The organism is Ancylobacter crimeensis (assembly GCF_023016805.1).
GTDB classification, from domain to species: Bacteria; Pseudomonadota; Alphaproteobacteria; order Rhizobiales; family Xanthobacteraceae; genus Ancylobacter; species Ancylobacter crimeensis.
Genome location: NZ_JALKCH010000007.1, coordinates 136,035 through 148,730, shown reverse-complemented (window position 1 = coordinate 148,730; position 12,696 = coordinate 136,035). Strand labels below are relative to the sequence as shown.

11 protein-coding genes are annotated in these 12,696 nt (G+C 66.5%); all 11 read left to right on the top strand.

The annotated features are described in order from the left end of the window. The first annotated feature begins 36 nt into the window (after positions 1–36). The 11 genes from MWN34_RS12335 (at position 37) to MWN34_RS12285 (ending at position 12,573) form a co-directional block, all read left to right on the top strand. Positions 37–969, top strand: coding sequence for a dihydrodipicolinate synthase family protein (locus tag MWN34_RS12335; protein ID WP_247029595.1), 933 nt, complete (start codon positions 37–39; stop codon positions 967–969). A gap of 7 nt (positions 970–976) precedes the next feature. Next, positions 977–2,566 carry an aldehyde dehydrogenase (NADP(+)) gene (locus tag MWN34_RS12330; protein ID WP_247029594.1) on the top strand — a complete coding sequence of 530 codons (1,590 nt, stop codon included), beginning with the start codon at positions 977–979 and terminating at the stop codon, positions 2,564–2,566. Positions 2,567–2,627: 61 nt separating this feature from the next. Beyond that, on the top strand, positions 2,628–3,554 hold the full coding sequence (locus MWN34_RS12325; protein ID WP_247029593.1) for a Gfo/Idh/MocA family protein: 927 nt from the start codon (positions 2,628–2,630) through the stop codon (positions 3,552–3,554). A gap of 50 nt (positions 3,555–3,604) precedes the next feature. Continuing rightward, the gene (locus MWN34_RS12320) at positions 3,605–5,410 is read left to right on the top strand and encodes an IlvD/Edd family dehydratase (protein ID WP_247029592.1); all 1,806 of its coding nucleotides are present in this window, start codon (positions 3,605–3,607) and stop codon (positions 5,408–5,410) included. Next, entirely contained in the window at positions 5,397–6,326 is a 930-nt protein-coding gene (locus MWN34_RS12315) for an SMP-30/gluconolactonase/LRE family protein (RefSeq protein ID WP_247029591.1), read from the top strand. The genes MWN34_RS12320 and MWN34_RS12315 overlap by 14 nt, the downstream gene beginning before the upstream one ends. A 50-nt stretch (positions 6,327–6,376) precedes the next feature. Beyond that, entirely contained in the window at positions 6,377–7,255 is an 879-nt protein-coding gene (locus tag MWN34_RS12310) for a 2-dehydro-3-deoxygalactonokinase (RefSeq protein WP_247029732.1), read from the top strand. Then, the gene (locus MWN34_RS12305) at positions 7,252–7,926 is read left to right on the top strand and encodes a 2-dehydro-3-deoxy-6-phosphogalactonate aldolase (RefSeq protein WP_247029590.1); all 675 of its coding nucleotides are present in this window, start codon (positions 7,252–7,254) and stop codon (positions 7,924–7,926) included. Before MWN34_RS12310 ends, MWN34_RS12305 begins: the two co-directional genes overlap by 4 nt. 76 nt (positions 7,927–8,002) lie before the next feature. Continuing rightward, complete coding sequence (gene chvE, locus MWN34_RS12300) at positions 8,003–9,067, top strand: multiple monosaccharide ABC transporter substrate-binding protein (protein ID WP_247029589.1); 1,065 nt, start codon at positions 8,003–8,005, stop codon at positions 9,065–9,067. Positions 9,068–9,147: 80 nt separating this feature from the next. Then, complete coding sequence (gene mmsA, locus MWN34_RS12295) at positions 9,148–10,683, top strand: multiple monosaccharide ABC transporter ATP-binding protein (protein WP_247029588.1); 1,536 nt, start codon at positions 9,148–9,150, stop codon at positions 10,681–10,683. 26 nt (positions 10,684–10,709) lie between these two features. Next, positions 10,710–11,903, top strand: a complete 1,194-nt coding sequence (mmsB, locus tag MWN34_RS12290; protein ID WP_247029587.1) for a multiple monosaccharide ABC transporter permease — start codon at positions 10,710–10,712, stop codon at positions 11,901–11,903. Between the two features lie 151 nt (positions 11,904–12,054). Continuing rightward, positions 12,055–12,573 (top strand): c-type cytochrome, methanol metabolism-related, encoded by a 519-nt coding sequence (locus MWN34_RS12285; protein WP_425532103.1) that lies wholly within the window; start codon positions 12,055–12,057, stop codon positions 12,571–12,573. Positions 12,574–12,696 lie beyond the last annotated feature (123 nt).

The window sequence follows — 12,696 nt, the reverse complement described above, 5'->3', positions numbered from 1 at the left end:
CGCTCCGTCCTGTCGCGCTCCGCTGAGGTTGTCGAAATGCCCGCTCCCGTTTCCGTCCGGCCCTATAAGGGTGTCTTCCCGGTCGCTCCCACCGTGTTCGATGCCGAAGGCCGGCTCGATCTCGACGGTCAGAAGCGCGCGATCGAGTGCATGATCGACGCCGGGTCGACGGGTCTGTGCATCCTCGCCAATTTCTCCGAGCAGTTCGTGCTGTCCGACGCCGAGCGCGACGCGGTGATGGAGACCGTGCTCGCCCATGTCGCGGGCCGGGTGCCGGTCATCGTCACCACCAGCCATTTCGCCACCCATATCTGCGCCGAGCGCTCGAAGCGCGCGCAGGATCTCGGCGCCGCCATGGTGATGGTGATGCCGCCCTATCACGGCGCCACCTTCCGGGTGCCGGAGGTGGCCATCTACGACTTCTACCGCGCCGTCTCCGACGCCATCGACATCCCGATCATGGTGCAGGACGCGCCCGTCGCCGGCACTCCGCTCTCCGTGCCCTTCCTGGCGAAGATGGCGCGGGAGATCGGCAACCTCAGCTATTTCAAGATCGAGGTGCCGCAGGCCGCCGCCAAGCTGCGCGCGCTGATCGAGGCGGGCGGCGGCGATATCGAGGGCCCGTGGGACGGCGAGGAAGCCGTGACCCTGATGGCGGACCTCGATGCGGGAGCAACCGGCTCCATGACCGGTGGCGGCTACCCGGACGGCATCCGCACCATCATCGACCCCTATCTCGCCGGGAATCGCGAGGCGGCGATGGAGGCCTGGCAGCGCTGGCTGCCGCTCATCAATTACGAGAACCGCCAGACCGGCATCGCGACCGCCAAGATCCTGATGAAGGAAGGCGGCGTCATCGCCCACGACACCATGCGCGCGCCGCAGCCTGCGGTGCACCCGGCCATCCGCGACGGCCTCATCGACATCGCCCGCCGGCTCGACCCGGTGGTGCTGCGCTGGGGCAAGTGAGGGCGCCATGACCCACGCGGCAGGCATCACCGGAGCCATCCTCATCGGCGCGCGGGAGGTGACGAGCGACGCCACTTTCCGCGCCATAGATCCCGCTCGCGACGCGGCGATCGACCCCGCCTTCAGCGAGGCCGGCCCCGACCATGTGGCGCAGGCAGCGGCGCTGGCCGCCATCGCCGCACCCGTGTTCCGCGACACGCCGGCGGAGGCGCGGGCCGCTTTTCTGGAGGCCATCGCCGCCGGGATAGAGGCGATCGGCGAGGAACTGATCGCGCGGGCCGGGCAGGAAAGCGGCCTGCCCGCCGCCCGCCTCACGGGCGAGCGCGGTCGTACCTGCGGGCAGCTCCGCCTCTTCGCGAGCTGGATCCGCATGGGAGGAGCCGACGAGCCGCGGCTCGACAGCGCCCTGCCCGACCGCGCGCCGCTGCCGCGCGCCGACCTGCGCATGCGCCAGATCGGCGTCGGACCGGTCGCGGTGTTCGGTGCCTCGAATTTCCCGCTCGCCTTCTCGGTGGCGGGGGGCGACACCGCCTCCGCCCTCGCCGCCGGCTGCCCGGTGATCGTGAAGGGCCATCCTGCCCATCCCGGCACCTCCGAGCTGGTGGGCCGGGCGATCCGGGCCGCGGTCGCGCAATGCGGCCTGCCGGAGGGCGTGTTCTCGCTGCTGACGGGCACGCGCCACGAACTCGGCTCCGCGCTGGTGGCCGATCCGCGCATCGCCGCCGTGGGCTTCACCGGTTCGCGGGCCGGCGGGCTCGCGCTCTGCCGCATCGCCGCCGCGCGCCCGGTGCCGATCCCGGTCTATGCGGAAATGAGCAGCATCAATCCGGTGTTCCTGCTGCCGGCGGCACTGGAGGCGCGGGCGGAAGCGCTCGGCGCCGCCTTTGTCGGCTCGCTCACCATGGGCGCCGGACAGTTCTGCACCAATCCGGGGCTGGTGCTGGGCCTTGCCGGCGAAGGGCTGGACCGTTTCATCGCCAGCGCCCGAACCGCGCTGGAAGCCGCGCCCGCCGCACCCATGCTGACGCCGGGTATTGCCGACGCCTATGCAAAAGGGGTCGACGCCCTCGCCGCGAACGGTGCGCAGACGCTGGCGCGCGGTCATGGGGGTGGGCCCAATAGCTGCCGCCCGGCGCTGTTCGTGGTGGATGCCGCCCGCTTTCTCGACGAGCCAGCGCTTGGCCATGAGGTGTTCGGCGCCTCCTCCCTCGTGATCCGCTGCACCGACGAAGAGGAGATGCGTGCGGTGGCGGCGAGCCTCGAGGGTCAGCTCACCGCGACGCTGCACCTCGACGACGCCGACCACGCCCTTGCCCGCACCCTGCTGCCGATCCTCGAGGACAAAGCCGGTCGCATCCTCGCCAATGGCTGGCCGACCGGGGTGGAGGTCTGCCACGCCATGGTGCATGGCGGACCATATCCGGCGACCAGCGACGTGCGCACCACCTCTGTCGGCACGCTCGCCATCCGCCGCTTCCTGCGCCCCGTCTGCTACCAGGACTTGCCCGCCGCGCTGCTTCCGGCAGCGGTGGCGGAAGGGAATCTGCTGCACCTGCCCCGTCTCGTCGACGGGCGTTTCGAGCCGGGAGGCGCGTGATGGCGCGGCTGGACTCATCACTCACCTTACTGCACTCACTACCCACGCCGGAGACGCGCCCGTGAGCCCCATCCGTCTCGCCATTGTCGGCCTCGGCAAGATCGCCCGCGACCAGCATATCCCGGCCATCGCAAAAACCGATGGCATCGAACTGGTCGCCATAGCGAGCCGACATGGCGGGCTCGACGGGCTGCCGTGGTTCACCGACATCGAGAGCCTGCTTGCGGAAGGCCCGGCGATCGACGCGGTGGCGCTGTGCACCCCGCCGCAGGTGCGCCGCCAGCAGGCCGCCGTGGCGCTGGCGGCCGGCAAGCAGGTGCTGCTCGAAAAGCCTCCCGGCGCCACGGTGAGCGAACTTCTTCCGCTTATCCAGGCTGCGAAGAACGGAAGCCAAACGCTTTTTGCAACGTGGCATTCCCGTTTCTCTCCAGCCGTGAAACCCGCCCGCGCCTTCCTTGCGGAACATGGCGTGCGCCGCGTCGAGATCGAGTGGAAGGAGGATGTCCGCGTCTGGCATCCGGGGCAGGCATGGATCTGGGAGCCGGGCGGGCTCGGGGTTTTCGACCCCGGCATCAATGCCCTGTCGATCCTCACGGACATCCTCCCCGCGCCGGTTTTCCTGACCCGCGCCGAACTCGCCTTCCCCGCCAATCGCGACGCCCCCATCGCCGCAGATCTCGCTTTTTCCGATAGCTCGGGCTTTCCCGTGAACGCCGCCTTCGATTTCCGCCAGACCGGGCCGCAGACCTGGGACATCCGGGTGGAGACCGATGCCGGCCAGCTCGTGCTGGGCAAGGGCGGCGCCACGCTGAGCCTCGACGGCAAGGCTCTCATCGGCGAGCCAGAGGCCGAATATCCCAACATCTACAAGCGCTTCGTGGAGCTGATCGCGGCCCGCGAGAGCGATGTTGACCTTACCCCGCTGCAGCATGTGGCGGATGCCTTCCTGCTCGGCCGGCGCACCACCGTCGAAGATTTCGAGGACTGAACATGCCGCGCCCGACCCCTTTCACCGTCGCCTGACCGAGGAGCACTCCCATGCACGGCAACTCGCCCCAGCCCGAGCGCAAGCTCCGCTCCCGCGCCTGGTTCGACAACCCCGCCAATGTCGATATGACGGCGCTCTATCTGGAGCGCTATCTGAATTTCGGCTTGAGTCAGGAGGAGTTACAGAGCGGTAAGCCGATCATCGGCATCGCCCAGACCGGCTCCGATCTCTCCCCGTGCAACCGCCATCACCTCGAACTCGCCAAGCGCACCCGCGAGGGCATCCGCGAGGCCGGGGGCATAGCCATCGAATTTCCCGTGCACCCCATTCAGGAAACCGGCAAGCGTCCCACCGCTGGCCTCGACCGTAACCTCGCCTATCTTGGCCTGGTGGAGGTGCTCTACGGCTATCCCCTTGATGGCGTTGTACTAACCATCGGTTGCGACAAGACCACGCCGGCCTGCCTGATGGCCGCGGCGACCGTGAACATCCCGGCTATCGCCCTGTCGGTCGGGCCGATGCTGAACGGCTGGTACAAGGGCGAGCGCACCGGATCCGGCACCATTGTGTGGAAAGCGCGCGAGTTGCTGGCGACCGGCGAGATCGATTATGCCGGCTTCGTGAAGCTGGTGGCTTCTTCAGCGCCGTCAACGGGTTACTGCAACACGATGGGCACGGCGACGACCATGAACTCGCTCGCCGAGGCGCTCGGCATGCAGCTTCCCGGCTCCGCCGCCATCCCCGCCCCCTATCGCGACCGGCAGGAGGTCGCCTACCGCACCGGCCTGCGCATCGTGGAGATGGTGGCGGAAGATCTAAAGCCGTCCGACATCCTCACCCGCGACGCCTTCCTGAATGCCATCCGCGTCAATTCGGCTATCGGGGGCTCGACCAACGCGCCGATCCACCTCAACGCGCTGGCCCGTCATATCGGCGTCGAGCTTAGCATCGACGACTGGCAGACCTATGGCGAGGACGTGCCTCTCCTCGTCAACCTGCAGCCGGCCGGCGAGTATCTCGGCGAGGATTACTACCACGCAGGCGGCGTGCCGGCGGTCGTAAATCAGCTTATGGAACAAGGACTTATCGTCGAGGATGCGCTGACCGCCAATGGCCGCAGCATCGGCGACAATTGCCGATCCGCGAAGATCGAGGACGAGGCGGTCATCCGCCCTTATGAGAAGCCGCTGAAGGAAAAGGCCGGCTTCCGCGTACTGCGCGGCAACCTGTTCTCCTCCGCCATCATGAAGATGAGCGTCATTTCCCCGGAATTCCGTGCCCGCTACCTCTCCAACCCGGACGATCCCGACGCCTTCGAGGGCCGGGCGGTCGTGTTCGACGGACCGGAAGACTATCACCACCGCATCGACGACCCCGAACTCGCCATCGACGAAACGACCGTCCTGTTCATGCGCGGCGCCGGGCCGATCGGCTATCCGGGCGCGGCTGAAGTGGTGAACATGCGGGCACCGGACTACCTCATCAAGGCCGGAATCCACACGCTTCCCTGCATCGGCGATGGCCGGCAGTCCGGCACGTCGGGCTCGCCGTCCATTCTGAATGCCTCGCCGGAAGCGGCGGCGGGTGGCGGTCTTGCTTTGCTGCGCACCGGCGACCGCGTGCGCATCGACCTCAAGCGCAACAGCGCCAACATGCTGATTTCCGAAGAGGAACTGGCGCGCCGCCGCGACGCGCTCGCCGCCGAGGGCGGCTATCGCTTCCCGCCGCACCAGACCCCCTGGCAGGAGATTCAGCGCGCCCTTGTCGGCCAGATGGAGACGGGCGCCGTGCTGGAACCGGCGGTTCGCTACCAGCGCATCGCGCAGACCATGGGGATGCCGCGTGACAACCACTGAGGCACGGGCCGCGCTCACCTCCGGCCGGCCGGAACAGGTGCCGGTGCGGGTCCTCGACGCCGCGCGCTGTCACCTCGGCGAGGGGCCCGCCTATGACGCTGCCAGTGACACGGCGTGGTGGTTCGACATTCTCGGCCGGCACCTGCACGAGGCAAAGCTCGACAGCGGGGCGGTCACCGTCCACGCTTTGCCGGTGATGGCGAGCGCGCTGGCGGTGGTCGACGACGCACGCCATGTGCTGGTCGCCGAGAATGGGCTACATCTGCGAGATTCACGCTCCGGCGCGATGACCCATCTCGCCCCGATTGAAGACGAGGATGCCCGCACGCGCTCCAACGATGCCCGCGTCCATCCCAGCGGCACGCTCTGGTCGAGCACGATGGGTCGGCGTGCCGAGCGAGGTCTTGGAAGCATCTATGCCTTTCGCGGCGGCGAGGCACGCCTGCTTTTCACCGGCCTCACCATACCGAATGCGATCTGTTTTTCGCCCGACGGCAGCGTCGGCTACTTCGCCGATACGTCGGAGGGCCGGCTCTACCGGGTGGGGCTCGACCCGGAGACGGCGCTGCCGCTCGAAGAGCCCCGCCTGCTGCTGCGCCACGAGGGGCCGGGCGGGCTCGACGGCGCGGTGACAGATGCCGAAGGGCTTATCTGGTGCGCCATCTGGGGCGGCGGGTGCGTTCACGCCTATTCGCCGGCGGGCCGGCGGGTGCGGCGTGTCGCCGTCCCCGCTCGTCAGCCAAGCTGCCCGGTCTTCGTGGGACCGCGCTTCGACCGATTGCTGGTGACTTCCGCCTGGCAGGACATGGGCGAGGCCGCGCGCGCTGCCGATCCCGGTCATGGCCAGACATTCCTGCTGGATGTGGGAACGCAGGGTCGCGCCGAACCGCGCATGGCGTCGGGAGACCTGTCGTGAGGGGCAAGGCGACCCACATCGTCGTCGACTGGGGGACCTCGAGTTTCCGGATGTGGCTGCTTGATGCAGCCGGCCATGTGCTTGCCGAACGTCGGAGTGCGCAGGGTCTCGCCACGTCCGGTGCGCATGGCTTCGAGGTCGTTCTGGAAAGCCACCTTGCCGCGCTCGACGTACCGGACGGCGTGCCCGTGATGATGTGCGGCATGGTAGGCTCGCGCAGCGGCTGGATGGAGGCTGCCTATCTCCATTTGCCGGTGCGGCTTTTCGCCATCATGGATGCGGCCGTGCCGGCGCCGTCGGCACGCCGGACGGTTCGGATCCTGCCGGGCTTGGCCCAGAGCGACACCCTGCATCCCGATGTGATGCGTGGCGAGGAAACCCAGCTTTTCGGCCTCGCGACGCAAGGACACAGCGGGTTGGCCTGCCTGCCGGGCACCCATTCCAAGTGGGTCGCACTCGATGACGACACGGTGCGCGGCTTCGCTACCTTTCTGACAGGGGAACTGTTCCAGCTGCTGCGCTCCACCTCGGTTGTGGCCCCCGCCGTCGAAGGCGGCACCACATCGGCGGAGAGCGCAGCCTTCATCGCCGGCGTGGAGGATGCGCTGGCGGCGCCCGCCGTGGTCAGCAATGCACTGTTCGAATTGCGGGCGGGCTGGCTGCTGCACGCCCGGTCTCCGTCCGACACGCTCTCCCGCCTGTCCGGCCTGCTGATCGGGCTGGAGATCGCCGGCGCTCAGACCCGTTTCGGCCGTCTCGACCGTGTCGCGCTGGTCGCAAGCGGCCCGACCGCCGCGCTCTATGAACGCGCGCTCGCCGTCGCCGGTACGGGCGATGTCCATCGCTTCGACGCAGAAAGCTGCGTACGCACCGGCCTTCACGCCGCCGCCCTGCGCGCCTTCGCCCCAGCCGAGGGAGTCCGGACATGAGCACCCGTCTGAAACAGCCCGCCGTCGCATGGCCCGGCTTCCGGCGTTCGCTCGTCGCCATCCTGCGCGGCCTGCGTCCTGACGAAGCGGAGGCCGTGGTCGGAGCGCTGATCGAGGAAGGCTTGGAGGCCATCGAGATTCCGCTGAACTCGCCTGACCCATTTCGCTCGATCAAGACCGTTGCGCGCATGGCGCCAGCCGGCGTGCTGATCGGCGCCGGCACCGTGCTGGAGATCGAGGAGGTCGACCGGCTCGCCGATGCGGGCGGACGGCTGATGGTGAGCCCCAATGTCGCACCGGACATCATAGCCCGTGCCAGCGGGCACGGCATGGTGACCATGCCGGGCGTTCTCACCCCTACGGAGGCGCTCGCCGCCGTGCGGGCGGGTGCATCCGGCCTGAAATTCTTCCCCGCCAATCTTCTGGGTCCCGCCATCATCCAGTCGATTTCGGTGGTGTTGCCGGCGGGCACGGTGGTCGGCGCGGTAGGCGGCGTGGGGGAGAAGGACTTCGCCGCCTATGCCGTAGCGGGCATCCGAACCTTCGGCCTCGGCTCCAGCCTCTACCGCCCTGGCGCCACGGCTGCCGAGGTGCGCGCGAAAGCCCGGGCGACGATCGCCGCCTATGACGCCGCCTTCCCGCTCGCCGCCGAGGAGGCCCGCGGCGCCTGAGGACGGGCGCACATGACGAACCACGACAACAGGATGGACCGCAAAGCGGCCACTGACTCATCCAAGGGAGAAAACGATGAAACGCCTGACGACCGCCCTCTCCGCCCTGCTGCTGGGCGCCCTCGCCTTTACCGCGCCCGCGGGTGCCGCCGACAAGGGCACGGTGGGCATCGCCATGCCGACCAAGTCCTCCGCCCGCTGGATCGCGGACGGCGACAACATGGTCAAGGTGCTCAAGGAGCGCGGCTACGGCACCGACCTGCAATATGCCGAGGACGACATTCCGAACCAGCTCTCGCAGATCGAGAACATGGTGACCAAGGGCGCCAAGGTGCTGGTCATCGCTTCGATCGACGGCACCACGCTGTCCGATGTGCTGAAGCAGGCCGCCGCCAAAGGGATCAAGGTCATCGCTTATGACCGCCTGATCCGGAACACGCCGAATGTCGACTATTATGCGACCTTCGACAACTTCCAGGTCGGCGTGCTGCAGGCGCAGTCGCTGCTGAAGGGCCTCGGCTATCCCGAGAAGAAGGGCCCCTTCAATGTCGAGCTGTTCGGCGGCTCGCCGGACGACAACAACGCCTACTTCTTCTATGACGGCGCCATGTCGGTGCTGAAGCCGCTCGTCGACGCCGGCACGGTGAAGATCCCGAGCGGCCAGATGGGGATGGACAAGGTTTCCACCTTGCGCTGGGACGGCGCCACCGCCCAGGCCCGCATGGACAACCTCCTGAGCGCCTACTACTCCGACAAGAAGCTCGACGGCGTGCTCTCGCCCTATGACGGGCTTTCCATCGGCATCCTGTCCTCGCTCAAGGGCGTGGGCTACGGCTCGGGCGACATGAAGATGCCCGTCGTGACCGGCCAGGATTCCGAGGTGCCCTCGGTGAAGTCCATCCTCGCGGGCGAACAGTACTCGTCCATCTTCAAGGACACCCGCGAGCTCGCCAAGGTCACCGCCGACATGGTCGACGCCATGCTGAGCGGCAAGGAGGTCAAGGTGAACGACACCAAGACCTACAATAACGGCGTCAAGGTCGTGCCGTCCTATCTGCTGAAGCCGGTGGTGGTCGACAAGAGCAACTGGGAGCAGGTGCTGGTCGGCAGCGGCTATTACAAGAAAGACCAGATCAACTGACGATGGCAGCACCCGTGCCGGCCGTATCATACGCCGGCACGGGCTCGCCGTTCGACCGCCATTGTCATGCGGAGCACCGAATGAACGCGCTTCTGGACATGCGCTGCATCAGCAAGAATTTCGCCGGGGTGAAGGCGCTGAGCGACGTGACCCTCGCCGTCGAGGCGGGCGAAATCCATGCCGTCGTCGGCGAGAACGGCGCGGGCAAGTCGACGCTGATGAAGGTGCTGAGCGGGGTCTATCCCCATGGCAGCTATGGCGGCTCCATCCTGTTCGACGGGGAGGAGCGCCGGTTCCGCGACATCACCGACAGCGAGGCGCTCGGCATCATCATCATCCATCAGGAGCTTGCGCTGATCCCCCTGATGTCGATCGCCGAGAATATCTTCATTGCCAATCCTCCCGCGCGCTTCGGCGTGATCGACCGGAGCGCCGTGCACCGCCGCACGAAGGAATTGCTCGCCAAGGTCGGGCTCGACGAGGCGCCCGACACGCTGGTGACGGATCTCGGCGTCGGCAAGCAGCAGCTTGTCGAGATCGCAAAGGCGCTGTCCAAGGAGGTGCGCCTGCTCATCCTCGATGAGCCGACCGCCAGCCTGTCCGAAAAGGACAGCGCGGCGCTGCTCGACCTGCTGCTGGAATTCAAGGCACAGGGCATCTCCTCCATCCTCATTTCGCACAAGCTCAACGAGGTCTCCCGTGTCGCCGACCGCATCACCGTGCTGCGCGACGGGCGCACGGTCGACACGCTCGACTGCCGCGAGGGTGCGGTGGAGGAGGACCGCATCATCCGCCGCATGGTCGATCGCGACCTCGATCACCGTTACCCCAAGCGCGAACCGAAGATCGGCGAGACCATCTTCCGCGTCTCGAACTGGTCGGTCTTCCACCCGCAGCATGCGGACCGACAGGTCATCCGCAATGTCGATTTCAACGTAAAGGCCGGCGAGATCGTCGGCATCGCCGGCCTTATGGGCGCGGGACGCACCGAATTCGCCATGAGCATCTTCGGTCGTTCCTGGGGTCAAAAGATCAGCGGCCGCGCCGAGATCGAGGGCGAAGAGGTGGAATTGTCCACCGTGCGCCGCGCGGTCGATGCGGGGCTGGCCTATGTCACAGAGGACCGCAAGCAGCTCGGCCTGCTGCTGGCCGAAGACATCCGCAAGAATGTGACGCTCGCCGGACTTGAGCGGGTCGCTCCCGGCCGGGTGATCGACGACATGGCCGAGCTGAAGGTAGCTACGGATTATCGCAATCGGATGCGCATCCGCTGCCACAGCGTCTACCAGGAAACCGGCAAGCTCTCCGGCGGCAACCAGCAGAAGGTGGTGCTGTCGAAATGGCTGTTCACCGATCCCAAGGTGCTGATCCTCGACGAGCCGACACGCGGCATCGATGTCGGCGCCAAATACGAAATCTACTGCATCATCAACGAACTGGCAGAGTCTGGCCGGGGGGTCGTGGTTATCTCATCGGAGATGCCCGAGCTCATCGGCATCTGCGACCGCATCTGCGTGATGAACGAGGGCGCCTTTGTCGGTGAATTCCCCGGCACCGAGGCGACCCAGGAAAAGATCATGCGCGCCATCATGCGCAAGGCGGAGGTACGCCCGTGAGCGACAAGAGCATGAGCGAAAAAACCATGAGCGAGAAAACCGTGGCGCTACCCGAGGAACCGCGTCATGCCGGCTTCCTCAAGACCAATCTGCGCGAATACGGGATGCTGATCTCGCTGTTTGCGATCATGCTGTTCTTCGAGGTGGTGACGAGCGGCACGCTGCTTCGCCCGCTGAACCTCACCAATCTCGTGCTGCAGAACAGCTACATCGTCATCATGGCGCTGGGCATGCTGCTGGTCATCGTCACCGGGCATATCGACCTGTCGGTCGGCTCGGTGGCGGGTTTCATCGGTGCGGTCGCCGCGGTGCTGATCGTGAAGTTCGAGATCAATTACGTGCTCGCGGCGCTCATCTGCCTCGCTCTCGGTGGGCTGATCGGGGCGGCGCAAGGCTATTGGGTCGCCTATTTCCGCATTCCCTCCTTCATCGTGACACTGGCCGGCATGTTGGTCTTCAAGGGATTGGCGCTCGCCATCCTGCAGGGCCAGTCGGTCGGCCCCTTCCCGGTCACGTTCCAGAAGCTGTCGTCAGGCTTCATTCCGGAGTTCTTTTCCGACAGCGGCCAGCTCTATCCCACCACGCTCGTCATCGGGGCGCTGCTGGCGGTGCTGCTGGTCTGGCAGAATGTGAGGAGCCGCACGCGGCAGGAGAGCCACGGCATCGTCACCGAGCCCTATGGATTCTTCCTTGCCAAGAACCTGCTGTTCTTCGCGGTCATCATCTATTTCGCCTATCTCATCGCCTCGCATCGCGGCCTGCCCAACGTACTGGTGATCATGACCGCGCTGGTCGCGCTCTATGCCTTCGTCACCACACGCACCACGATCGGCCGACAGATCTATGCGGTCGGCGGCAACGAAAAGGCGGCAAAGCTCTCGGGCATCAAGACCGAGCGGCTGACCTTCCTCACCTTCGTCAATATGGGCGTTCTGGCGGCGCTGGCCGGCCTCATCTTCGCCGCTCGCCTCAACACGGCGACGCCGAAGGCGGGGCTCGGTTTCGAGCTGGATGTCATCGCCGCCTGCTTCATCGGCGGCGCCTCGGCCTATGGCGGCGTCGGCAAGGTCGGCGGAGCGGTGATCGGCGCGCTCATCATGGGCGTGATGAACAACGGCATGTCGATCCTCGGCATCGGTATCGACTACCAGCAGGTGATCAAGGGCCTCGTGCTGCTCGGCGCCGTGTGCCTCGACGTCTACAACCAGAAGCGTGCGTGAATAAGAGGCCCCGGGCGAGGGTTAGCTCGGGGCGATTTTTCGGAAAGTCGCATGGCAAAGCTTCCCGGAGGCGGATCCAGTTACTCCTTGGGAGACTTGTCCGCACGGCCCCCGGCCACGCAGGTCGGCGGGTCTTCCAAGGGAGACTATCATGCGACAGAGCGACATGATCACCGCGACCGTCGCGCTGCTGGTTTTGGCCAGCGCGGCCTGTGCCTATGCCGACGGCAGCGGCGATCCGAAGCCGACCGGCTCCTCCGACGGCGAATATCAGGATGCATCCGGCAATCCGACCTTCAACATCGGCAAGGACGGTACGGTCGATTGGTACACGCAAGTGGGCTATCTGCGCTACACCGCCAACTGCATGCAGTGCCACGGCCCCGACGGGCTGGGCTCCACCTATGCTCCCTCACTCGTCGATTCCCTCAAGTCGCTGAGCTATAGCGACTTTCTCAATACGGTCACCAACGGCAAGAAAAACGTCGATACCTCGCAGGACCTGGTGATGCCCTCCTTCGCCAATGACAAGAACGTCATGTGCTATATCGACGCGATCTATGTGTATCTGCGGGCGCGCTCCGATGGCGCGCTCGGCCGCGGGCGCCCCGCCAACAGCGAGCCCAAGCCGAAGGATTACGCGGCACAGGAAAACGCCTGCATGGGCTGAGCGGCAGCCGCCGGACGGGGCGGTCATCCGGAAGGCGGGCAACCCTTTGCCTTCATTGCCATGGTCGGGTGATAGTGCGGTGAATCGGTGCCCTTTCCCAAAGGCCCCCATCCGTCTCGTCCC